We start from the raw sequence: 24,059 nt of genomic DNA, 5'->3' as shown, positions 1-24,059 counted from the left end.
GTCTGGTTTTTTAGCTTCATTCCTTTTCAAATAAAGAGAAGTATCCAGCCAACCACTGCCCCTATCTAAAAAAATGGTATAATATTATTAGACAAAGTCCTAGATACAACTTGTTTAGATTAGAACAGTATGGGAACCTAAAAAATTATTACTTTTTGGAATTGAAGTCCGGCATAGTTATTGATAGACCAGAGATCTATCTGAAGTAAAATCTTGAATCAACTTTAACTGTTTCAACGCCATTAAGAAGAGTTAATTTGATAAAAAATCTCAATTGTCCAAGGACTATAAAAACATTTAAGGAGAAATTGATATGTTCGCAAAAGCTGGAGACGTCTATTGCGTTTACAATACCCATCTAAAAAAATACACAGCTTGTCAAATAACGAAGTTAGAAGAGAAAGGAGAAAAGCTAAAGGCTATCCTTCTGTCATTAGACTGGGTAGGAGAACAACCTCTTAAAGAAGAAGAACTATCCTCATTGAAGCCACTCTACAAAGATTTTATGTACTGGGAACGAGGCCTACACCTAAGTTATGTAGATATTAATGTCCCAGCCAATTATATTTTTATCGGAAATAGATCACCTTTAACGACTGAAAGCACCAATGCATATGAGGTTTCTTGGGGAAATGGCTACGACGTTTATAGGCAACTAAAATGGCAAGAAATACCAAAAGAAAAAAGAGACTTCTTTAAAAAGGCGGATAAGAGCAAGGAAAAGGTCCTATTTCTAGGGGAAGAATGTGCTATTTCTAGGCAAAATCTGAATAGTAAACTGACAGAGTTTGATGATGCTCTGGAATTGAAGGTTTTCCCTTGCTTGTCTGAACTGATCTTAAACAAATGGCCTCAAAATTTATACGAGTATCTACAGTTCAATCCATTTTTGAAGGTGATGAAGCTTGAAAACCATGAACAAACAAAGTTAGATTTCTCTCATACATATCTACGTAGACTGACCCTTGATATGACCGGCGTAAAGGAACTTCAATTAAACGATGATTTGGAAGAATTAATTTTAATTGGCGACTTTAACGAAAACTGTCAGATCCAAGCCAAAGAAAATGGAGCTAATTTACGGTTACTGCTTCATAAATCTGTGCCCATAGTCCAGGGATTAAAAGATTTAGGGGCTCTACATTGCTCAGGTATTCTGGAAATCGATTTTGCACAAGTCTTGAGTTGCTATCCTAAACTTAGGGAATTGAGATTGTGGGGAAAACCAGGAAACATCCGTAATTTCTATAAATTATCAGAATTCAAAGAACTAGCCGTTTTTTCAACCGTCGACCTGTTTGGCTTTACCGCAAAAGATATTCCTAGACCAGAAGATTTACCGAAACTAAACATGTTTTGGATGAGTAGCTTACCCGAAGATGCCGCTAAAGTAGCTAAAACATATTATAAAAAACAACAAGAAAAGGGACTAAATCTCTGGATTCAAAAACCTAGAAAATCTGAATGGCTGGCACAAAACTTGAACAATCCATTTCGTTCATGGGATGGGCAAGAGAATATTTCAGCCGCAAACGCAAAAAAGGCAGCTACTCTATATAAAAAGACGAGAGCTGGTATTAGCAAGCTCGTTAAGAGTTCAGCTGACGAAATGATGCAGCAAGTCACTGACTTAGTAAGAGTTTATACCGAAGGCTTTAATAAAATGGACAAGCGTAACTGTTTTATTGAAACAAGCGAACGGGAGGACATCTACGCAGCTCTTGTTGATCTTTTAAATTTGATACCAGCTGAATTCAATATCAATAAAGAAAAACTGTTACAAGTATTTGACGAGCTAAGGGATTTTTAGATTGAAAGTTTGCTTAAGTCAATGTTTAAAATGGAGACTATTATGACTCGCTTTATACAAAATATCACAATAGAAAATCGGCAAGTCGACAGGGAAAATTTGTTTGCAATCGGTTACTGTCCAGAGATTGAAAAGCCTCTGCTGTGTGTTCATATCTCTTGGATTGCAGGCTACGACCGCTATTATGAGTTGGATGAAGGCGATAGGGCTCTCTTTGAAATCAATCGAGAAATATTTCTCAAAAAATATGAAAAAGAAATCAAGGCACATCTGACTGAAAGATTGATTGGTGCTGGGGCGTTGAGGGATTATGATTTTAGATGTTTGCCTGATGACATCCTAGAAAGCTTGGACAAATACCCTCCATTTGAAGGCTATGTCTATCAAGATGGCTTACTCCTCGCCAGAATCAAGATTGAAGACAGGTATTTTAATCTTACGCCGATTTACGATAAAGAGTACAGATAGTAATTGCATCAAGATTCGGATAGAGATACATAAATGTATATAAACAATAAGTGTTGAAACAATTATATCGGTGGTAGTGATGGACTGGAGAATTTCGCCCTTTGTAAAATAACTACCCGAGAATAATCAGGAGGTTGCCATGGCAATAGACGGAGTAAAGATTATAGACAGCGATGATGCTTACGATATTTATAACACCATAGTGGGAAGATATAAAAACGGCGAAAATATTGCTAAGATAATCGAAGATATTTTAAATGATGAAAATAATTTTTGTATAGATGATTTTTATACTGAGATTTATTGGACAGCCTTTGCCTACTCCTTGTGGAAGATTGGACATTTACCAGAAGACATAAAAAATAAAACTCTCAAAATTATCGAAAAAGGAGCGGATAAGTTCTGGCTTGAAATTGACAGCAAAGCATTGAAACAAAGACAGAAAGTACTTGATAAACTAGCTATTCAGCTACAAAGTATCAATCCGAAACCTCTTAAAGTTCCAAAAGCAAAAACAAAGAGGGAGCCGTACTTTAAGGTAGGAGATGTGCTTGTGGTTCAATTTGAAAATGAATACGGAGTCGGTTTTGTTTCAGCTCTCGACCAAAGTACGAGAAAAATAGAATATCACCTAGCCTTTACAAGGTTGCTACAAAAGAATAAGCCCACTATGACGGATTTTTTGAATAGCGAGATTGCTTGCAAGATGAATAATAGACAGTATGCTATTGATACTGACTGTTGGTTTAATCACAAGGATTTGGGGCTTTTACTAGATAAATTTGAGAAGATTGGTAAGATCATATTAGAAGATTATGCTCTGTGGACTTTAGCACCTGCCTGCACCTTGGGTGATATCTATGAAGAAATCACAGCGAGTAAGGGAGCCCGAGGTCTTCGTTTTATGGAGACGTATAAATTGATAAAAGCTATGGAATAAATGAGGAAGATAAGGGTTTAGATGGGAAAGGAATCTGTTTCAAAGCATATCCTAGATTATACATCATGATTCTAGCTTATCTTTAAAATATAAATTTCTGTGAAATAGCTGATGTTAGTTCCTCTAAACTTCTAGTTTTGGCTAGAAGTTTTTTATATATAAAAATTTTACACATTTCTCTTGACAGGGCTTTCTTTTAGATGTACAATGTATGTGTAGAAAAATTATATATAAAATTCTTACACATTAGAAAAGGAGGTTTCCCATGTACTTTCCAACATCCTCTGCCTTGATTGAATTTCTCATCTTGGCCGTACTGGAAAAAGGGGATTCTTATGGTTATGAGATTAGCCAAACCATTAAGCTCATCGCTAATATCAAAGAATCTACACTCTATCCCATTCTCAAAAAATTGGAAGGCAATAGCTTTCTGACAACCTATTCTAGAGAGTTCCAAGGTCGCATGCGCAAATACTACTCCTTGACAAATGGTGGTATAGAACAGCTCGTGACCCTAAAAGATGAATGGACACTCTATACAGACACCATCAATGGCATCATAGAAGGGAGTATCCGCCATGACAAGAACTGAATACCTGACTCAGCTAGAACTTTATCTCAAAAAACTGCCTCAGGCTGACCAAATTGAAGCCATGGACTATTTCAGGGAACTCTTTGACGATGCTGGAGTCGAAGGAGAAGAAGAACTCATCGCTAGTTTGGGAACTCCTAAGGAAGCAGCTCACGAAGTCCTCTCTAATCTTCTCGATAAAAAAATCAATGAGGCACCCGCTCAAAAGAATAACCGACAAATTTTGCATATCGCCTTGTTAGCTCTCCTTGCAGCCCCCATCGGCATTCCTCTAGGAATCGCCATCCTCGTGTCCCTGTTCGCAATCCTTGTGGCAGCCTTGACTGTCATCTTGGCTTTCTTTGCGGTTTCCATACTTGGTATCATCGGCGGATTCCTATTTTTAGTTGAAAGTTTTACTGTCCTAGCCCAAGCCAAATCAGCCTTTATCTTGATTTTCGGTTCTGGTTTACTAGCCATCGGTGCTTCTTCGCTAGTTTTACTAGGCATTTCCTATGTAGCTCGTTTCTTCGGTCTACTCATTGTTCGCTTGGTGCAATTGGTTCTCAAAAAAGGAAAGAGAGGTGACCAGCATGCGTAAATTGACAAAAGGATTTCTCATTTTTGGTGTGGTGACTACCATTATCGGCTTTATCCTGCTCTTTGTAGGGATCCAATCTGACGGGATTAAGAGTCTGCTTGCCATGTCCAAGGAGCCTGTCTATGATAGCCGTACGGAAGAACTAACCTTTGGCAAGGAAGTCGAAAACCTAGAAATCACTCTCCACCAACACGCACTGACCATCACAGACTCTTTCGATGATCAAATCCACATTTCTTACCATCCATCTCTTTCTGCTCACCATGATCTTATCACAAATCAGAACGATAAAACGCTGACCCTCACTGATAAAAAACTGTCTGAAAGTCCATTTCTCTCTTCTGGAATTGGCGGGATTCTCCATATCGCAAGCAGCTACTCTCGTCGTTTTGAAGAAGTTATTCTCCAATTACCAAAAGGGAGAACTCTAAAAGGAATCAACATCTCAGCAAATCGCGGTCAAACCAGTATCACCAATGCCAGCCTTGAAAATGCAACCCTCAATACCAATAATGGCTATCTCCTCCGAATTGAAGGAAGTCGTATCAAAAACAGTAAACTCACAACCCCTAATATCATTAATATCTTTGATACAGACCTTACAGATAGTCAGCTAGAGTCAACAGAACATCACTTCCACGCTGAAAATATCCAAGTCCATGGTAGGGTTGAACTGACTGCCAAATATTATCTCAGAATCATCCTAGACCAGAAAGAGAGCCAACGAATTAACTGGGACATCTCAAGCAACTATGGTTCTATCCACCAATTCACAAGAGAAAAGCCTGAATCAAGAGGCACGGAATTAAGCAACCCTTACAAAACTGAAAAAACTGATGTCAAGGATCAACTCATTGCGAAATCTGATGATGATATTGAACTAATATCCACACCAAGCAGACGTTGACAAAAACGCTTACATCTGCTACTATAGAAGCATATTTATCTAACTAAAAAGGAGGTTCTACCATGAAACAAGAATGGTTTGAAAGTAATGATTTTGTAAAAACAACAAGTAAAAACAAGCCTGAAGAGCAAGCTCAAGAGGTTGCAGACAAGACTGAAGAAATGATAGCCGATCTCGATACACCAATTGAAAAAAATACTCAAGTAGAGGAAGAAGTCTCTCAAGCTGCAGTCGAACTGGAAAGCCAGCAAGAAGAGACAATTGAAACGCCTGAAGACAGTGAAGCGAGAACAGAAATAGAAGAAAAGAAAGCGTCTAATTCTACTGAAGAAGAGCCAGACCTTTCTAAAGAAACAGAAAAAGTCACTATAGCTGAAGAAAGCCAAGAAGCACTTCCTCAGCAAAAAACAATCTTGAAAGAGCCTCTTCTTCTCAGTAAATCTTTAGAAAGTCCTTATATCCCCGACCAAGCTCCAAAATCTACGGATAGATGGAAAGAGCAAGTACTTGATTTTTGGTCTTGGCTAGTGGAGGCTCTCAACTCTCCTACAAGCAAGCTTGAAACAAGTAGCACACACAGCTACACAGCCTTTCTCTTGCTCATTCTGTTTTCTGCATCTTCCTTTTTCTTTAGTATCTACCACATCAAACATGCTTACTATGGACATATAGCAACTATGCATAATCACTTCCCTGAACAATTTGCTTCATTAAATCTCTTTTCGATTATCTCTATCCTAGTAGCGACCACACTCTTCTTCTTTTCATTCCTCTTGGGTAGTTTCGTCGTGAGACGATTTATCTACCAAGAAAAGGACTGGACGCTGGAAAAGATTCTCCAACAATATAGTCAACTCTTGGCAATTCCAATCTTCCTCACTGCTATTGCTAGTTTCTTTGCCTTCTTTGATAGCCTACGATTTACAGCCCTCCTGTGTGTGATTAGCATTGGAATCATTCTGCTTGCTAGCCTCCATATCATTACAAGACCAAGTCAAGCAAGTGAAAGCGACTCCTTCTATCAGTTATTCTTGTCTGTCCTTGTGAACGGAGTTATCATCCTCCTCTTCTTTGTAGCTGAAGTGGCACTGATTGGAGATTATCTTCGTATCTTGGCCTTTCTTTAAAATTCAATCCTGTCATCCTTGGCAGGATTTTTTATATATCAAAAAAGCAAGTCGATTGACCTGCTTCTACTTTACTTTTCTTGTGCTAATGTTTTAAAATCTTTGTCTAAGATGGGTTGTACTTCTAATTGATTGGCATCTAATTGGTGGTAAGATGCTGATGGTAGTGACTCTAGGAATTTTGCATAGTCCAAGCGAGCGATAGCCTCATAGTCTTCTGGTTTAGAGCCATCTCCTGTGATTTGAACCAAGTCAAGCTCCCACTGGACTTCCTTATCCACCAATTGCTCCATATAGGCTACAGGAACAAATGGCTCTCTCGGCAAAACGGTCTTGACGCCTTGAGCCAGATGGTAAACACCATGCACTTGCCCTTCTCCATCCTGATAGAAGGAAACTCTTGCAAAGTAGGCATCTGTCTCTTGAACCGCACGCACACGCGCTTCAAATTGAGCTAAGCCATCTTCCTCTAAAAAGCTTTTCAAGTCCTCATGACTAAAGAAAACAGGATTAAAAATTCCTTGGCAAATCGTAAAACGGGCTGCACTATCAGCCAGATGGGCTTGAATACTTGCTTGGAAATAAGCTTCAAAATCAAAACCATCTAGTCCTTCAATCTCAGTTCCTGTATAAGCAAGCAAGGCATCTAAAAATGCTTTGATAATCTGCCAGTCTGTCTTTGTTAGTAGGTCAGGAAGATCGACACGGTAAGCCTTTTGACCATCAGCATAACTGACGTTAAAAAGAAATTGTGATTGCCCCACTATCGCACACTCTATATACTCGAGACGGTTAAGAGGCTGACGGAGATAGACTGTATCATAACTATGCGACTCCAAGCCATCTACCAAGGCCAAGATAGACTTGGCAGTCAAAATCTCCTGTTCTCCTAAAATGCTCTGTTTATTTGGAATAAAAAATGTTTTCGCCATAACCGGACTCCTTTGAAATCGTTTGCATACAGTATACCTTATTTTTCTGAAAGATACAGAAACAAACTTTATACTCTTCGAAAATCAAATTCAAACCGCGTCAGCTTCGCCTTGCCGTACTCAAGTACAGCCTGCGGCTAGCTTCCTAGTTTGCTCTTTGATTTTCATTGAGTATTAGATTTTTGAGTACAAAGCATAGAAAAACAGCCCCTGAGGACTGTTTGATCTTATACAGTAGCTGCTTGATCCAAGCTTTCACCGATAGCGGCTAGGCGCTCGACAACTTCAGCTTGTGTCAATTCATTTTCTGAAACATAGCGGTTACGTGGGTGAACACGGCACTCGTGTGAGCATCCACGAAGGTACTTGTCTTCATTTTCTTCTGACGTCAGGATGCGACGATTACAGAATGGATTTCCACAGTTGACATAACGTTCACATGGTGTTCCATCAAACCAGTCTTTCCCTACGATAGTTGGGTTGACATGGTTGACATCTACGGCGATACGCTCGTCAAAGACGTACATTTTCCCATCCCAAAGCTCACCTTGGACTTCTGGGTCTTTACCGTAAGTTGCGATTCCTCCGTGCAATTGACCAACATCTTTGTAACCTTCACGAACCATCCAGCCTGAGAATTTCTCACAGCGAACGCCACCTGTACAGTAAACCACGACACGCTTGTCCATGAATTTTTCCTTGTTATCACGAACCCATTGTGGCAATTCACGGAAGTTGCGGATGTCTGGTCGGATAGCCCCACGGAAATGTCCTAGGTCGTACTCATAATCGTTACGTGTGTCAAGGACAACGGTATCTTTATCAAGAAGGGCTTCTTTGAACTCTTTTGGAGACAAGTAAGCACCTGTTGTTTCAAGTGGGTTAATGTCATTGTCAAAGTCGTTGTCTTCCAAACCAAGGTGGACAATCTCTTTCTTGTAGCGAACAAACATCTTCTTGAAAGCTTGTTCACTTTCTTCGTCAATTTTGAACCAGAGGTCTTCCATGCCTGGGATGCTGTGAACGTAGTCCATGTATTTTTGAGTTGTTTCATAGTCACCTGAAACTGTTCCGTTAATTCCCTCGTCAGCGACTAGGATACGGCCTTTAAGGCCGATTGATTTACAGAAAGCCAAGTGGTCTGCAGCAAATTGCTCTGCATTTTCAATTGGAGTATAAAGGTAGTAAAGTAAGACACGAATATCTTTTGCCATAAGATTTGTTCTCTTTTCTATTCTTAAATTTTCTAAATTTTTTATTTATCCATACTAGTATACCTGCTTGAGAAAACGAATGCAATTTATTTGACTGGAAATTGCTATATTTCAATTTAGAAAAAAATTTCTTGTACACTACACTTAGTATCAATCATATTTTAAAAAATCCTTGGATTTTCCAAGGATTCATTTTTAAACTTTTTTAGCTTTAGCCATATAGAACAGTTGGAGTAGAATACCAAGGATAGCCATGCCGATAACGATAAAGAAGGCCATTGTATAATCTCCTTGGTTTTCCTGTGCAAGACGTGCTCCTAACTGAGGACCAGCAATAGCAGCTACGCCATAAGCAGTAAACATCCATCCATAGTTTGTCCCTACGTATGTAACTCCCCAGTTTTCAGCAGTAATTCCTGGGAATGAACCGAGGAAGCCTCCAAATGACAAGGCAACCATCATAATTCCAAGGATGGCCAAGATGCTTCCAGGACCTTTGAATAAGGCTGTGAGCAACAAACCAGTAGCAACCGCTCCAAACATGGCAATAACGGTAGGATAGCGACCAATCTTATCAGATACCGTACCCCAGAAGATACGACCAAATGTATTAGCGATAGATACCAGCATAACGAAGAGTGTAGCTTCTCCTACAAGTTTATACTGGTCAGAAATTGATGCTGCAGTACCGATAATCATCATTCCACCAGTAGCACCGAGAACGTAAATCAACCATAGAAGCCAGTAATTTCCATCACGAAGCATTTCTTTATAAGTTTTACCTTCTGGTTGAGCTGTTCCAGCTGCCGGCGCTGCTGCAGGAGCTTTCTCCATTACCAATGAAGAAGTGCAAATAACAATTAGAAGAATGATACCCAATACTTTGAATGTTGAGTAAACACCCATAGAAGCAATCAAAGCTTTGGCAACTGGACCGATAATGAGCGGGCCTAACCCGAAACCTGTTGCTGTCAAACCACCAGCTAAACCTTTTTTATCTGGGAACCACTTAGTGGCAACTGAAGTAGATGCTCCATAAGCTGAACCAATACCAAGTCCTAGGACAACCCCGTAAGTGAGGTAAAGGACTGGAAGAGAAGTAGCAAATCCAGTAGCAAACATACCAGCACCGAAGAGAATACCACCTAGGAATACAAATTTCTTAGGTCCTGCTGAATCAACCTTAGGACCGAAAATAATCATACCAACAGGTACCATTGCAAAAGAAATACTAAAGGCCAAAGAAGTTTGGGATTGAACCCATCCTTGACTAGAATTGGTTTCTAGCAGCGCCTTTTGAAAAACTGACCAGGCGTAACCAGCACCTAGAGATAGATTCGTTAAAATGGCTGCTGCCAAAATTAACCATCGATTGGGTGTTTTTTTCATTTGAATAACCTCATGTAAAATTTCTTGTTCCTAAAAAGAATAGAGAACAACTTTTATCATTTTTTCACCTACCTCGTTTAAATTGATCATTGTATAAATTTTTAAGTATATAGAACTGTGTAAATGACATACATCTATATACGACTGCTTAAAAATTTGTATCTTTAGATCTCTTAAATCAGAACAAGATGAATTTTCACAATGTTAAGCGCTTTCATCGTACTCTTATTATAAGCTACTTTATTCTAAAAATCTACTTAATAAAAATTAATAAAGATATAAGAAATTTTAATATTTTAATCACCTGTTATCATTTTAATATTGTTTATATCATCTAATTCGGATAATTATCTAAATAAGGTAAAAAATCACTGCCCTCCTCAGACCAACCTGAGGAAAGCAGTGATTCTTATTTTAGGAGTTAGGAATGAATGTAAGGAACTACATTTGACGTTACTATACTAAAAATCAAAAACAAGGTATAATCTTTATTGAAAACGACCATAAAGATAACCACTTAAACACTAAGTACACCTTCCTACAAGTCATCCTTTACCTCCAATCTCTCTAAAACAAACCATTTTAATAACCAAAATCCGACAACATAGCCAGCCCCTAAGAATATAGCTATAAAAGCTAGCATGGGATTCAGGAAAGAAAAAACCACTACAGATACAAAGGTTAGCACAAAAACATTAAATGCAATGGTGTCAGAAGCCAAGACTAGAATATAGGGTGTCAACCAGTCTAAGATTTTTGAATATGGAAAAAATAAGTGTTTATACATGATACGTTCCTATACAGTATAGAGAGTATAAGCGCAAAGAGATACCCAGATTAATAATTCTATATCCTAACTAAATCCTCTAATGTGGCCATAAAACTGAAGCTGCCGCCCCACCAGCTGCACAAATTAAATAAATCTGCGGAGTTGGGAAGGGGATTGTCTGTGCACAAAGCGAAAGCCCCTCAACTGCACCACCTACTCCACTTAAAAATCTGTCTGCAAGTTGTTTATCACCAGCTGTTATCATTGTTAATTTTTCATCGGATAAAATGATAAAATTATTTACTGATTGTTCCATTCTTTTCACACTTTCTTTGTTAAATTAATTTGGCTAGTAGACAAAAGATAAACTAAGGCATTAAAGACAATGAAAATATTTCCATAAAGTAAAATCAGTCTCTCATCCAAACCAAGATAAAGTTTTACCGCCAAAAAGATGAGCAAAAGAATTTGAAACCATAACGTTTTTCCAAAAATAAATTTAAAGCGTTTTTGAATGTCTGATTCCTTGATTTTTACCGCCAAACCTTTATTAGCAAGAAGGAAAACTCCTGCTTCAAATAAGCCACTGTAGAGAACAATCCACCCAATCGATACATTCGAGATTTTCAAAAATGTACCTAAAAGAATATCCAAAACACTACTCAAGAAAATAATAAGAAATAATCTGTATTTCATATAAATCACCTCCTTTTACTACTATTTCCAATCTACTATATCGCTAAAAGTTTAACTTGCTCTAAAAGCTCCCCAAGCCGCTGTACAAAACTGTGCTCCTAAAACCCCGCCGGCAAGAGTTCCCACAACTGGGATAACACTCCCCAGAGCTGCACCTCCTATTGTACAAATTCCTAATGCTTGAACAACTTCTCCAGCCCCTACTTTATCTCCACCTTCAACACGAGCAAGCATTTCATTATCCATAACAGAAAATTGTGACATTGTTTTTGTATTCATGATGAATACCTCCTTTTTATTTTTAATTTTTGTCTTGTTGCAACCTTGACAACATCAATATATCATAATTAACTGATATCATTTCTTTAAAATCATAAAATGTCTTTTTTTCATCACGAAATGTTTTTCATAAATTTTATCAAAGACCAAAACTAATATATACTATCGTCAACTATAAAAATCAATGGTTCATCTTACTTAATAAAAATTACTGTTCATGACAATATAAATACCGTTTACGATTTAGCAAGAAGTTTTTTAGTAAAGTTTGGCATAATAGAGCTATCCACTATATGAAAGGAATTGCCAATGACTTCTTATAAACGTACATTTGTTCCTCAAATAGATGCTAGAGACTGCGGTGTTGCTGCCTTAGCCTCGATTGCTAAATTCTATGGTTCAGATTTTTCTCTAGCTCACTTGAGAGAACTTGCAAAGACCAATAAAGAAGGAACGACTGCTCTTGGCATTGTAAAAGCCGCTGATGAAATGGGCTTTGAAACAAGACCTGTTCAAGCAGATAAAACTCTCTTTGATATGAGTGATGTCCCCTATCCATTTATCGTTCACGTAAACAAAGAAGGAAAACTCCAACATTACTATGTTGTCTATCAAACAAAAAAAGACTATCTGGTTATTGGTGATCCTGACCCTTCTGTAAAAATCACCAAAATGTCAAAAGAACGCTTTTTCTCTGAATGGACTGGAGTAGCTATTTTTCTAGCTCCCAAACCCAGCTATCAACCCCATAAAGATAAAAAGAATGATCTACTAAGCTTCCTTCCTCTGATTTTCAAACAAAAATCTCTCATTGCTTACATCGTTCTCTCAAGTTTATTGGTCACGATTATCAATATAGGTGGTTCTTATTATCTCCAAGGAATCTTAGATGAATACATCCCAAATCAGATGAAATCAACTTTAGGAATCATCTCAGTCGGTCTGGTTATCACCTATATCCTCCAACAAGTCATGAGCTTCTCCAGAGATTATCTCCTAACCGTTCTGAGCCAGAGATTAAGCATTGATGTGATTCTATCCTATATTCGCCATATTTTTGAACTTCCTATGTCTTTCTTTGCGACACGTCGTACAGGAGAAATCATTTCACGGTTCACAGATGCTAACTCTATTATAGATGCCTTGGCTTCTACCATTCTTTCTCTTTTTCTGGATGTTTCTATTCTGATTCTTGTAGGAGGCGTCTTACTGGCACAAAACCCTAATCTCTTCCTTCTTTCTCTTATTTCCATTCCTATATACATGTTCATCATCTTTTCTTTTATGAAGCCTTTCGAAAAAATGAACCATGATGTCATGCAAAGTAATTCTATGGTTAGCTCTGCCATTATCGAAGATATCAACGGGATTGAAACTATAAAGTCGCTCACGAGTGAAGAAAATCGCTATCAAAATATAGACAGCGAATTTGTAGATTATTTGGAAAAATCCTTTAAGCTCAGTAAGTATTCTATTTTACAAACGAGTTTAAAGCAGGGAACAAAATTAGTTCTGAATATCCTTATCCTATGGTTTGGCGCTCAATTAGTCATGTCGAGTAAAATTTCTATTGGTCAGCTGATTACCTTTAACACACTTCTTTCTTACTTTACAACTCCTATGGAAAATATTATCAACCTCCAAACCAAACTCCAATCTGCGAAGGTCGCTAATAACCGCTTGAACGAGGTCTATCTAGTCGAATCTGAATTCCAAGCCCCAGAAAACCCTGTTCATTCACATTTTTTGATGGGCGATATTGAATTTGATGACCTTTCTTATAAGTATGGTTTTGGACGAGATACCTTAACAGATATTAATCTCACGATTAAACAAGGAGATAAGGTTAGCCTAGTTGGAGTCAGTGGTTCTGGTAAAACAACTTTAGCCAAAATGATTGTCAATTTCTTTGAACCCTACAAAGGGCATATTTCCATCAATCATCAGGATATTAAAAACATTGATAAGAAAGTCTTGCGCCGTCATATTAATTACCTGCCCCAACAAGCCTATATCTTTAATGGCTCTATCTTGGAAAACTTAACCTTGGGTGGTAATCATATGATTAGCCAAGAAGATATTCTAAAAGCTTGCGAATTAGCTGAAATTCGTCAAGACATTGAAAGAATGCCTATGGGCTATCAAACTCAGCTCTCTGATGGAGCTGGTCTATCAGGAGGACAAAAGCAACGAATAGCCCTCGCTCGTGCTCTTTTAACTAAAGCTCCTGTTCTAATACTAGATGAAGCTACTAGCGGTCTTGATGTCTTGACTGAGAAAAAGGTTATAGATAATCTTATGTCCCTAACTGATAAAACCATTCTCTTTGTAGCCCATCGTCTCAGTATAGCCGAACGAACTAACCGTGTCATTGTTCTTGACCAGGGGAAAATCATTGAAGTTGGTAGTCACCAAGAGTTAATGCAGGCGCAAGGCTTCTACCATCATCTATTCAATAAATAAGGAGAATGTCATGAATCCTAATCTTTTTAGAAGCGTCGAGTTTTATCAGAGACGTTACCATAACTATGCGACAGTGTTAATTATACCTCTTTCATTACTGTTTACTTTCATCTTGATTTTCTCCCTTGTTGCCACAAAAGAAATTACTGTTACTTCCCAAGGAGAAATCGCCCCTACAAGTGTCATTGCATCCATTCAGTCAACCAGTGATAATCCTATCCTTGCTAATCATTTAGTGGCAAATCAAGTAGTTGAAAAAGGGGACTTACTCATCAAATACTCTGAAACAATGGAAGAAAGTCAGAAAACTGCCTTAGAAACTCAATTACAAAGACTTGAGAAGCAAAAAGAAGGACTTGGAATTTTGAAACAAAGCTTAGAAAAAGCAACTGATCTTTTTTCTGGCGAGGATGAATTTGGCTACCATAATACCTTTATGAATTTTACTAAACAAGCTCATGATATTGAGCTAGGTATCTCAAAGACTAACACCGAAGTTTCAAATCAAGCCAATCTTGCCAATAGCAGTTCATCAGCTATTGAACAAGAAATTTCAAAAGTTCAACAACAAATTGGAGAATATCAAGAGCTGAGAGATGCTATCATAAATAACAGAGCACGCTTACCAACTGGCAATCCGCACCAGTCAATTTTGAATCGTTATCTTGTAGCCTCACAAGGACAAACACAAGGAACTGCAGAGGAGCCATTTTTATCTCAAATTAATCAAAGTATTGCAGGTCTTGAATCATCTATCGCAAGCCTCAAAATTCAGCAAGCTGGTATCGGAAGTGTAGCAACTTATGACAATAGTTTAGCAACCAAAATTGAAGTACTCCGTACTCAATTTTTACAAACAGCCTCACAGCAACAACTAACCGTGGAGAATCAATTAACAGAATTAAAAGTACAACTAGATCAAGCAACGCAGCGCTTAGAAAACAATACCTTAACCACCCCAAGTAAAGGTATCATTCACTTAAACAGTGAATTTGAAGGTAAAAATAGAATTCCAACTGGTACAGAAATTGCTCAAATATTCCCTGTCATCACAGATACAAGAGAAGTACTAATCACTTACTACGTATCTTCTGACTATCTACCTCTACTAGATAAAGGACAAACTGTAAGATTAAAACTGGAGAAAATTGGAAATCACGGCATTACCATCATCGGCCAACTTCAGACAATTGATCAAACTCCTACCAGAACAGAGCAAGGAAATCTCTTTAAATTAACCGCTCTTGCAAAACTATCTAATGAGGATAGTAAACTCATCCAATACGGCTTACAAGGTCGCGTCACTAGTGTAACTGCAAAGAAAACATATTTTGATTATTTCAAAGATAAAATTTTAACCCATTCTGATTAATTTTCAGATAACACTCTATAACTATTTATTATCTTATCAAAAAGGAGAATCATAACATGGATAAGAATCAAAACCTAACCTCATTTCAAGAACTAACAACTACCGAACTCAACCAAATTACAGGTGGAGGATTGTGGGAAGAGCTATATGAAACTATAACAACACCATTAAAATTACGGACTACTTTCAAACCATAAAAAATCTATAGAATTATAAAAACGCATAATATCAGATTTCAAAATGACTGATACTATGCGTTTTATCATGAAAAGATTATAGAAGATACAAGTCACCCATCCCCACCTATACTTCTATCTCTAAGACTTGTTTAAATCTAAAATTAGAACTTGTAGTTTTTAGAATGATATTTGGGTATTTTGTCAAAATACTATTAACATTAGACAAACCAACTCCTCTATTCTGCCCTTTAGACGACATTCCTCTCTCAAATATTTTTGTAACATCAATCTCTCTATCTAGGGTCGGATTTTGGATAATTAAAACTTGCTTATTATTTCTCATATCTTCAAAAAAACAAACACTTAGAGGTTCCTCGACAGTGGCGCTTGCAGCGGCCTCTATCGCGTTATCTAACAATATAGAAACAACTGTTAAAAAATCAATTTCCTCAATCTTTTTGATAACGATTGGTTTTTCTATTTCCAAAGAAACTGGCACTAGTAAACTCTGAGCCTCGGATAATTTTGAGATTAATAAACTCTTCAAGGATAAATCCTCTATATTTCTCAATCTCACTACATCAAATTTTGTATCTTTTAAATTTTTCCCTGAGTCTTTCAAGACACTGTCATAAATTTGAGCAACTAAATCAATATCTTTTCGGTCTATCCCTATCTTTAAACTTGTTAAGATATTTGCATAATCATGCCTAAAGCTTCTAACCTCTTGATAAAGTCCTTCTACTTGTTTACTATAGCTCTTAAGATTTTGAAGTTGAATCTCTTTTTGAAGTACTAAATCTTTTTGCAATTCCTCACGTACATTTCTGTCCAGTATATTAACAAAATAGATAAATAAAAAGAAATAGATTGCAGTTATAGCTCCTTGATAATGATTTACAGATAAATTCAGGCTGTTTTTAATGTAACCAATAAAAGGAATAAGGATAAAATAACCCAACATTGCAGCATTAGCAATCCTCATTATTTGATCCAGATGTTTATCCAACACTTTACTTCTTAAATAGCTAAAATCATACTGAAAAACTTTTATTATAAGCAAAGATAGGAGACTTGCTAAAATTGAGAAAATGGTAGCATCGTAATAAACATATATTTCTGTTAAACTAACAAAATTAGGAATAATAAAATCAACAAAAAAATCATAGATAATTGACCAAAATGTGATAGGAAACAGAGCATAAAAAAGTGTCAATATCAGACTGTACTTCTTTTTATCCAACAAAAATGTGTAGATAATAAAAAAGATGGGATAATCTAGTACTGTAATAACAACAGGGATATAGAACATCTTAATCAAGGTTAAAAGTAAAAACTCTAATAAAAAATAGAAAAACAATAACTCTAAAGATCTCTTTATAGTCAATTGATAGCCATAAATTTTTGCATGAAGAAATAAAAGTATGTAAAAATTCAAAGATACTAACACAAATGACATTTACTACTCCTTACTATCATGTAAATCTTTAACTATATTCAGCAATTCCCTCATTTTTAACCTAGATACTAGGCAACTTGACCCGTTCTTCAAATAGACTAGTTTTTCTTCCTTATCTATTGAAGAGATATTATAAGGATTCACAATAAAAGAACGATGACACTGAACCAATCTGGGTTCTTGTTTCAATATATCAGAAATTTTACCGTAAAATTCTATTCTTTCTCTCATAGAATAAAGAACTAGCTTATGAGGAATCATTGACGTTTCTATATAAAGCAAATCCGAAAATGGAACCTGAACGAGTGCTTTAGAATTTGTAAACACAAAAGAATCTTCAGTCATTAGTTGATGTTTATTCTTGTGAACATAAGCGATTGCCTTTTCCACACGTTCCCTAAAAGCACTTTCAGGTAATTCCTTATCAATAAAATCTAAAGCTGATACTTGATATTGAAAACTAACAGGCATAAATTCTGAATGAGTTGTTACAAAAACAATGACTGCATTTGGATCTCTATCTCTGATTTCCAAAGCAATATCTAACCCTTTTCTAACATCGTTTTTAATTTCAATATCCAAAAAGAAAAGTTGATGACCTCCACGTTCCATCATATCTTCTAACAATTGATTTGGTTTACCATAAACACCACAGTGCTTTACTTCCCAACAATTCTTCTCTAAAATATCATACACCAGATTTTCCATCCTAGTCTGCTGTATAAAATCATCCTCTAATATAAAGATATTCATTTCTCGTCTCCTTTAGTATTTAACCATCTTTCTTTTACAGTTTTAAAATATCTTCTAGAGCAGATAATATCCGATACTCTTTCATCCATAAATAAAATGGTCTTCGTTTCATACTTCAATCCTATTACTTTGGATAAGTTAACAAGAAACTTTCTATGACACCTGAACAATTTCCCCAGACTCATTTCCTCAACTCTAGCTAGGCTCATATACTTCTCAAATACTCCATCAGCTGTAATAAAAATAACAGCATGTGCCTTCGTAGGATGTGTTGTCACATAGTAAACCTTAGAATGAGGCACTTTAACAACTGCTCTGCCTTGGCTTAAAATATATTCTTGCATATTTTTCCTCCTTACTCTCCTATATCATATCAAAACTAGTATCCTATGATGGAAAAAATCTTAAAAGGTATCTGAGTTATCATAAATGGTTATTTTTCAACATTTCATGCTAACAGTTATACAATCTAAGATTTCGACATCTTCTATCGGATGTTTTTGATATGATAGAGCAAGAGGAGAAATATGGATACAATTCAAATTCTACATTTTTCATTATTAGGATATATCATCACAAGTGACATCAATTCTTATATTAAAGAAAACTTATCAACAAAAATGAGAATTATAGTTTCTAGGCGGATCATCTATTCCTATAACACTACTACCTATTTTATCATAAAATCAATGTTTTTATCTTCAGATACAATGTATTCTTATATAGAAGATATACGACTCCGTTCTGAATTTTCCAACATTATTATCATAGGAAGTTACATTGATTATGATAAACTTTTCCGTAATCATTACAGAATATTCGGTGTCATTGATACAGCTAGAAATCATTCTTTATAATCTATACAACAAGAAATTCACTCATATTTAGATAGTATTTATAATAACCTGAAATAAATTAGGTTTGGTAGTCTTTATACATTTCCTCAGCATACATGGCTTCAAAAACTTTCAAAAAATCACTGCCTTCCCCAGACCAACCTGAGGAAAGCAGTGATTCTTATTTTAGGAGTTAGGAATGAATACACGAAATCAATTTAGCTGATTATTTTTTGTTTTTCAAGAATTCATCGTATTGTTTTTGCATTTCGTTCAATACTTTTTCGTAGGCACCTTCAGATTTCAATTTTTCCATCAATTCTGGAATAGCTTTATCTGGGTCTACAGTACCAGTGTTGATAGCTGTATCAAATTGTTGCATTGTGTTAGAAATAGCTGAGATTTCAGATTTCACATTGTCAGTATTGAAGATAAATCCAAGCGCTGGAGATTCTTTAGCTTCTGCCAATTCTTTCTTAGAATTTTCGATTTGTTGGTCTGTAACGTTTTCGTTGATGTAAAGGATCCAGTTGTTACCAGTGTTCCATCCACCCATGTGAGTGTTTCCTTTGTAGCCATCAAGAACGCGAACACGGTTTTCTTTACCTTCAATTTTTTCCCAGTTCTTACCTTCTGGACCGTAAACAAGACCGTTCAAGAGTTCTGGGTTCGTATTCAAGAGGTTCAACACTTCCATTGATTTTTCTTTGTTCTTAGAGTTGTTTGAGATGACAAAGTTAGCAACTTGTGTTGTTTGGTTTTTCTTAATGAAGTTAGTGAATGATTTGATTTGGATATCTTTGTTAGCAACACGTGAAAGCAAGCTGTTACCGTAGTCAGCTGGTCCTACTGTTTCTTCACGAACGAACCAAGTATCTTGTTGAAGGTCAAATGAAGTATCGCTTGTTGCGACATCTTTTGGAATGTATCCAGCTTCATAGAATTTGTGAAGAGTCTTCAAGTGTTCTTTGAAACGAGGAACGTCATAACGGTTTACAATCTTAGTAGTATCCCCTTCAAGGTCGATAACGAATGGAAGACCGTTTGCTACTGGGTAGTCAAAGTTCTCAGAAGGGATGAAGTTCTTAGTAGCTGCAAATGGTACTACGTCTGGAGCTTTTTCTTTAATTTGTTTCAAGACTGGCTCAAGAGTTTCGTAAGAAGTAACACCTGAAATATCGATACCATATTTGGCAAGGAGAGTTCCGTTGAAGGCAAAGTTTTGAGATGATGCAACGTTGGCCGCAACTGGAACAGCGTAAATTTTACCATTTACAGTATTACCCTTGATGTAGGCTGGGTCAAGTGCTTTGTAAAGGTCTTTACCTTCTTTTTTGTACAATTCTGTCAAGTCAGCGTAAGCACCTTTTTGAGCATTTACAATGTAGTTATCTGCAAAGGCAATATCATAGTTTTCACCAGATGATGTGATAACTGACATTTTCTTACCATAGTCACCCCAGCCAAGGTATTGGATATCCAATTTGGCACCAACTTTTTCTTCGATGATTTTGTTGGCATTTGCTAACAATTCATCCAAGTTGTCTGGTTTGTCACCGATTTGGTACATTTTGATAACAGGTTTGTCACCTGAATCAGCAGCTTTTTTGCTGTTACCTGTCAAGTTTCCACAAGCAGCAAGACCTGCAGCCAAAGCGACTACACTAGCAGATGCAAAAGCATATTTTTTCCAGTTTTTCATGATAAAAACTCCTTTTTTTATTTTTAAACTTATAAACAATGTAATGATCTTATACTCAATGAAAATCAAAGAGCAAACTAGGAAACTAGCCGCAGGTTGCTCAAAACACTGTTTTGAGGTTGCAGATAGAACTGACGAAGTCAGTAACATCTATACGGCAAGGCGACGTTGACGCGGTTTGAAGAGATTTTCGAAGAGTATTAACTTCACACAAGGGAAGTTGGGAACTGAAAAATGTTATTTCTCAATAAGCACTATTCTTTCACACCACCGATAGTCAAACCTTTTACAAAGTAGCGTTGGAAGAATGGATACAAAATCGCGATTGGAAGGGTTGCTACCACAACCATGGCCATACGACCTGTTTCTTTCGGTAGAGCAACTCCCAGTTGACCAGTCAAGCCGACCGCTTTGGCAATGTAGTCCATATTTTGTTGGATTTGCATGAGCAAATATTGCAATGGATACAAGTTGTCACTCTTGATGTAAAGAAGGGCGTTGAACCAGTCATTCCAGAAACCAAGAGCTGTCAAAAGCGTGATGGTTGCGATACCTGGTAGTGACAATGGCAAACAGATTTGGAAGAAAATCCGGGCCTCACTGGCACCATCGATACGAGCCGATTCGAGAATGGCTTCTGGAATGGTCTTCTTGAAGAAGGAACGCATCAAGATGATATTGAATGGTGAGAGAAGCATTGGAACAATCAAGGCCCAAACAGTGTCACCAAGCTGAAGTACACGGGTCACCATGATATAACCTGGTACCAAACCAGCGTTGAACAACATACTGAGAAGGACGAAGATGGTAAAAAATCTGCGATACTTAAAGGTTGTCCGTGAAATAGCGTAGGCATAGGTTGTTGTGATAAAGACATTTGTAAATGTCCCAACTACGGTTACAAAGACAGAGATGAAGAGGGCTTGTAAGATTTTATCCTTAAACTGTGCCAAAAACTCAAAACCGTCTAATCCAAATTGGGATGGGAAGAAGCTGTAGCCGTATTGGAGGAGGCTTTTCTCGTCCGTCACTGAAATAATGATAACGAATACAAAAGGTAGGATACAAGAGAGGGCAATCAAACCCGAAATAATACTGAAGAAGATATCTGCTTTCTTACTGAAGGAGTGAATGCCGACATTATCAATTTTTTCTTTTTTAATTTTCTTTTCTGCCATATTCTCCTCCTTTTAGAACAAGGCTGAGTTTGGATCAACTCGTCTTGCCAGTAAGTTTGATAGAACCACCAGAATCAAGCCGACTACTGATTGGTAGAGACCTGCTGCTGAAGCCATCCCGATATCCGCTGTCTGGGTCAATCCATTATATACATATACATCCAAAACGTTGGTTACGTTATAAAGCTGACCAGCATTGTGGGGGATTTGGTAGAATAGACCGAAGTCTGCACGGAAGATATTTCCGACTGCAAGGATGGTCAATACAGTTACCAGCGGTGTCAACTGCGGAATGGTTACGTTGCGAATACGTTGCCATTTGCTGGCTCCGTCCACTGTCGCTGCTTCGTAGTAGGTTGGATCAATTCCCATAATTGTCGCATAGTACATGACACTGCTATATCCAAAACCTTTCCAAATACCTAGGAAAAGTAGGAGATAAGGCCAGATTCCCAAATCAGCGTAGAAATTGACTTCTTTGAGACCAAGACTTTCCAATAGATGATTGAACACCCCTTTATCAATGTTTAGGAAGGCATCTGTAAAGAAACTGATGATAACCCAAGACAAGAAGTAAGGGAACAACATAGAAGTTTGGAAAATCTTCACCATTCTCTTGGAACGGAGTTCACTGAGGATAATGGCAATCCCTACAGATACAACTAAACCTAGAAAGATAAAGCCAAGATTGTAGAGAACCGTATTTCGTGTGATAATAAAGGCGTCTCTTGAACTAAATAAGAATCTGAAATTATCGAGTCCGACCCATTTACTATTTATGATACTATCTATAAATCCATTACTGGTCATGTGGTAGTCTTTGAAGGCAACCACGTTCCCAAATACTGGAATGTAGAAGAATAGAATCAACCAGAGTGCCCCTGGCAAAACCATCAAGAGAAAGATCCAGTTGTCTCTCAAGGTTTTTGAAAACTTATTCATAATTTCCTCCCTTTTTATTTTGATATCCATCTAAAAATTCCTTTTTAGACTTTTGATAACGATTACATTATTAGTATACTCCTATTTGCAGATTAGGTTAAACTCCTAATTATAGAAAAAACTCCACAAATTATGTAGCAGATTTAAAACTTTATCACCACTATCAAACAAATGTCCTAAATCAATTGTTTATTTTATCTCTATTAGCCCAGTGATAGCGTCACTCTGTTATCCTGTGCTAGTCTCTCAAACAAAATTTTAGGACAACTGACGCTAGCTAGTATTTTCAGAAGAAAAGTAACCGTCCAATAACGAAGTATATGGAAAAATCTCCAGACTAGAGAACTTACGGATAGTTCCTAATCTGGAGATTTTTAATATAGCGTGTTATTAGGCGTTTGCTTTCAATTTAGCAAGAACCTCTTTAAGATTATCAATCAACTCTGCTTCAGTATGCTCAGAGCCTTTTTCATCTGCCAAGAAGGAAACTGCATTTTGAAGTTCTTCTTGAGACTTTTTAAGGACATCCTTATCCACTGTTTCAAGGTTTAAGTTCTTAAGAAGTTTACTTAATTCCTTGGTTAATTTCTCGAGTTCTGATTCTTTATTACGACGAGCTAGGAGGAAGAAGAGGAGACCTAATAGAACCAGTATACTTACCACAATAGCTCCTACTGAGATTTGAGTTTGAGCTACAGACTTATCTGCTTCTGGTGCTTCCTCAGAAACTTTTTGTTCTCCAGCCTTCGTTGCTGACTGGCTTTCCTTAATGGACTCTAGGGAAGCAATGGCATCTTTGACTGTTTGCAGGATATGGCGCAACCCTTGCTCTGTCAAACTATCATCTGCAAGAGCTTTCTTAGCCTCTGCCAGAACCAGACGTGCTGAATCTGTGGTAGGATTCGATACACCTGTCAATGTTCTCAAAAGATTTTCTAAGGTTTGAACCTGCTTACTTAGTTCTGACTTGTCTAAAGTTCCTTGACCCTGAGTTGCTGAACGAACAGTATCGTCTTCTCTATTCGCTGTATTTACAGTAGGTTCCGTAGTTGTCACTGGAGCTACAGACGAACGAGCAGTGGTTGTTGAGCCACTGTCAGTGCTTCGTCCATCTTGTCCAGAATTTGCTTGCCCACTATCTGATGGACTTGTTGGAACAGAAGGACTTGCTGGTTCTGTAGTGTTCACATCACCAGCATTTCCAGCTTGATTTCCATCTAAATCACTAGGTACTAGACTATTAGTATTTCCATTGTCTGGCACTGGGATAGGACGAGGAAGTGGAGCCGGTCTATATATAGGCATTTGCGCACTACCTTTACTACTCAAGTCACTGTTGCCACTACGGGCTTGCGCTTCTACAGTTCCTTGCGCTTTCACAGCTTCATGACCTACTGTCACTGTTCCTGTAGCTGGGTCAACCGAAATACCAGCAACTGCCTTATCCGCACTCCATTGGTTGTCCGCTGGCT

The 24,059-nt window shown here is 37.2% G+C and carries 24 protein-coding genes and 1 pseudogene; 10 read left to right on the top strand and 15 right to left on the bottom strand.

Annotation, left to right across the window (positions count from 1 at the left end; translation table 11 throughout):
- The first annotated feature begins 313 nt into the window (after positions 1–313).
- The 7 genes from HT679_RS04450 to HT679_RS04420 all read left to right on the top strand — a co-directional run bounded on the left by HT679_RS04450 (position 314) and on the right by HT679_RS04420 (position 6,424).
- Positions 314–1,810 (top strand): gliding motility protein, encoded by a 1,497-nt coding sequence (locus tag HT679_RS04450; protein WP_173213219.1) that lies wholly within the window; start codon positions 314–316, stop codon positions 1,808–1,810.
- 42 nt (positions 1,811–1,852) lie between these two features.
- Positions 1,853–2,278 (top strand): hypothetical protein, encoded by a 426-nt coding sequence (locus HT679_RS04445; RefSeq protein ID WP_173213217.1) that lies wholly within the window; start codon positions 1,853–1,855, stop codon positions 2,276–2,278.
- 139 nt (positions 2,279–2,417) lie between these two features.
- A complete protein-coding gene (locus HT679_RS04440) occupies positions 2,418–3,218 on the top strand; it encodes a hypothetical protein (protein WP_173213215.1) in 801 nt (266 codons plus the stop codon).
- Between the two features lie 265 nt (positions 3,219–3,483).
- Complete coding sequence (locus tag HT679_RS04435; RefSeq protein ID WP_100104776.1) at positions 3,484–3,810, top strand: PadR family transcriptional regulator; 327 nt, start codon at positions 3,484–3,486, stop codon at positions 3,808–3,810.
- On the top strand, positions 3,797–4,390 hold the full coding sequence (locus HT679_RS04430; protein WP_173213213.1) for a DUF1700 domain-containing protein: 594 nt from the start codon (positions 3,797–3,799) through the stop codon (positions 4,388–4,390). Before HT679_RS04435 ends, HT679_RS04430 begins: the two co-directional genes overlap by 14 nt.
- Positions 4,383–5,297 carry a DUF4097 domain-containing protein gene (locus tag HT679_RS04425; protein WP_173213211.1) on the top strand — a complete coding sequence of 305 codons (915 nt, stop codon included), beginning with the start codon at positions 4,383–4,385 and terminating at the stop codon, positions 5,295–5,297. Before HT679_RS04430 ends, HT679_RS04425 begins: the two co-directional genes overlap by 8 nt.
- A gap of 62 nt (positions 5,298–5,359) precedes the next feature.
- Positions 5,360–6,424, top strand: coding sequence for a DUF6574 domain-containing protein (locus HT679_RS04420; protein ID WP_173213209.1), 1,065 nt, complete (start codon positions 5,360–5,362; stop codon positions 6,422–6,424).
- A 71-nt stretch (positions 6,425–6,495) separates the two neighbouring features.
- Here the strand turns inward: HT679_RS04420 and HT679_RS04415 are convergent, their stop codons facing one another.
- The 7 genes from HT679_RS04415 to HT679_RS04385 all read right to left on the bottom strand — a co-directional run bounded on the left by HT679_RS04415 (position 6,496) and on the right by HT679_RS04385 (position 11,703).
- The gene (locus HT679_RS04415) at positions 6,496–7,356 is read right to left on the bottom strand and encodes a DUF4299 family protein (protein ID WP_173213207.1); all 861 of its coding nucleotides are present in this window, start codon (positions 7,354–7,356) and stop codon (positions 6,496–6,498) included.
- 227 nt (positions 7,357–7,583) lie between these two features.
- Positions 7,584–8,570, bottom strand: a complete 987-nt coding sequence (locus HT679_RS04410) for a rhodanese-related sulfurtransferase (protein WP_173213205.1) — start codon at positions 8,568–8,570, stop codon at positions 7,584–7,586.
- 195 nt (positions 8,571–8,765) lie between these two features.
- Positions 8,766–9,959, bottom strand: a complete 1,194-nt coding sequence (locus tag HT679_RS04405; protein ID WP_173213203.1) for an OFA family MFS transporter — start codon at positions 9,957–9,959, stop codon at positions 8,766–8,768.
- A 538-nt stretch (positions 9,960–10,497) separates the two neighbouring features.
- Entirely contained in the window at positions 10,498–10,746 is a 249-nt protein-coding gene (gene blpZ, locus HT679_RS04400; protein WP_112444786.1) for an immunity protein BlpZ, read from the bottom strand.
- A 79-nt stretch (positions 10,747–10,825) separates the two neighbouring features.
- Positions 10,826–11,044 carry a hypothetical protein gene (locus HT679_RS04395; RefSeq protein ID WP_173213201.1) on the bottom strand — a complete coding sequence of 73 codons (219 nt, stop codon included), beginning with the start codon at positions 11,042–11,044 and terminating at the stop codon, positions 10,826–10,828.
- Positions 11,045–11,049: 5 nt separating this feature from the next.
- On the bottom strand, positions 11,050–11,424 hold the full coding sequence (locus HT679_RS04390) for an immunity protein (protein ID WP_173213199.1): 375 nt from the start codon (positions 11,422–11,424) through the stop codon (positions 11,050–11,052).
- A 51-nt stretch (positions 11,425–11,475) separates the two neighbouring features.
- On the bottom strand, positions 11,476–11,703 hold the full coding sequence (locus tag HT679_RS04385; protein WP_164226314.1) for a Blp family class II bacteriocin: 228 nt from the start codon (positions 11,701–11,703) through the stop codon (positions 11,476–11,478).
- 309 nt (positions 11,704–12,012) lie between these two features.
- Here HT679_RS04385 and blpA point away from each other — a divergent pair, with 309 nt between their 5' ends.
- Genes blpA through blpC form a run of 3 tightly spaced genes read left to right on the top strand, consistent with a single transcriptional unit; the run spans position 12,013 to position 15,735 of the window.
- Positions 12,013–14,166, top strand: coding sequence for a peptide cleavage/export ABC transporter BlpA (blpA, locus tag HT679_RS04380; RefSeq protein ID WP_173213197.1), 2,154 nt, complete (start codon positions 12,013–12,015; stop codon positions 14,164–14,166).
- Between the two features lie 10 nt (positions 14,167–14,176).
- Positions 14,177–15,538, top strand: coding sequence for a bacteriocin secretion accessory protein (locus HT679_RS04375; protein WP_173213195.1), 1,362 nt, complete (start codon positions 14,177–14,179; stop codon positions 15,536–15,538).
- Between the two features lie 56 nt (positions 15,539–15,594).
- Positions 15,595–15,735, top strand: a complete 141-nt coding sequence (blpC, locus tag HT679_RS04370; RefSeq protein ID WP_173213192.1) for a quorum-sensing system pheromone BlpC — start codon at positions 15,595–15,597, stop codon at positions 15,733–15,735.
- Between the two features lie 106 nt (positions 15,736–15,841).
- Here the strand turns inward: blpC and HT679_RS04365 are convergent, their stop codons facing one another.
- From HT679_RS04365 to HT679_RS11650, 8 genes and pseudogenes are all read right to left on the bottom strand, one after another.
- Positions 15,842–17,176, bottom strand: coding sequence for a GHKL domain-containing protein (locus HT679_RS04365; protein ID WP_173213190.1), 1,335 nt, complete (start codon positions 17,174–17,176; stop codon positions 15,842–15,844).
- A gap of 3 nt (positions 17,177–17,179) precedes the next feature.
- Positions 17,180–17,929, bottom strand: a complete 750-nt coding sequence (locus HT679_RS04360; RefSeq protein ID WP_164226697.1) for a response regulator transcription factor — start codon at positions 17,927–17,929, stop codon at positions 17,180–17,182.
- Positions 17,926–18,273: a LytTR family DNA-binding domain-containing protein gene (locus tag HT679_RS04355; RefSeq protein ID WP_112444768.1), complete on the bottom strand. Its 348-nt coding sequence runs from the start codon at positions 18,271–18,273 to the stop codon at positions 17,926–17,928. The genes HT679_RS04360 and HT679_RS04355 overlap by 4 nt, the downstream gene beginning before the upstream one ends.
- A 718-nt stretch (positions 18,274–18,991) precedes the next feature.
- Positions 18,992–20,467, bottom strand: a complete 1,476-nt coding sequence (locus HT679_RS04350; protein ID WP_050242677.1) for an ABC transporter substrate-binding protein — start codon at positions 20,465–20,467, stop codon at positions 18,992–18,994.
- A gap of 254 nt (positions 20,468–20,721) precedes the next feature.
- Positions 20,722–21,645 carry a carbohydrate ABC transporter permease gene (locus tag HT679_RS04345; protein ID WP_000818348.1) on the bottom strand — a complete coding sequence of 308 codons (924 nt, stop codon included), beginning with the start codon at positions 21,643–21,645 and terminating at the stop codon, positions 20,722–20,724.
- Between the two features lie 12 nt (positions 21,646–21,657).
- Complete coding sequence (locus HT679_RS04340) at positions 21,658–22,587, bottom strand: sugar ABC transporter permease (RefSeq protein WP_007284784.1); 930 nt, start codon at positions 22,585–22,587, stop codon at positions 21,658–21,660.
- Between the two features lie 390 nt (positions 22,588–22,977).
- Positions 22,978–23,238: a hypothetical protein gene (locus HT679_RS04335; protein ID WP_173213447.1), complete on the bottom strand. Its 261-nt coding sequence runs from the start codon at positions 23,236–23,238 to the stop codon at positions 22,978–22,980.
- Positions 23,239–23,256: 18 nt separating this feature from the next.
- A pseudogene (locus tag HT679_RS11650) lies at positions 23,257–23,505 on the bottom strand (hypothetical protein); the annotation flags it as partial.
- Between the last annotated feature and the right edge of the window lie 554 nt (positions 23,506–24,059).

Source organism: Streptococcus sp. 4886, assembly GCF_013276485.1.
GTDB lineage: Bacteria > Bacillota > Bacilli > Lactobacillales > Streptococcaceae > Streptococcus.
This window is presented reverse-complemented; position numbering and strand designations above follow the sequence as displayed.